The 396-nt window shown below is 41.9% G+C and carries 1 protein-coding gene; it reads left to right on the top strand.

The features are described from left to right. Positions 1-396 (top strand): hypothetical protein (locus ACYVTD_RS17520; RefSeq protein ID WP_461248905.1); only part of this gene is annotated, 396 nt, incomplete at both ends.

A 396-nucleotide genomic window follows, 5' to 3' on the forward strand; every position in this document is an offset into this window, starting at 1 on the left:
ATTTTGAACTTGCCCTTGATGGGGCGAATATAGACAATTTATTGTCTATAAACGGCGGAAATATCGTCATAACATTTCCTACCGCATCAGGAGATTATCCCGTATTGTCAAATTTGACAATTAGCCCTGATGAATTTCGTCTTTTTCGTTCAGGATCAAACAATACAGGTTTAAGCTTGACATCTCCTGTGCCGGACAGATATTTTCGTAATACCTCTGAATTAAGCGACCCTAAAAACGCTGTCGCACTTAAAAACGCCGATGTAGTCGGGCGCACCGGTTTATCTCAAAGTTTTGCCTATGTTTCCATGTATATTGTAGCGGAAGGCATAAATCCAACGGCGTTCACGCCCATATACAGCAAACCCACGCATATTTGCGTTTTCAAGCTTCCTG

This window comes from Treponema sp. R6D11 (genome assembly GCF_054786075.1).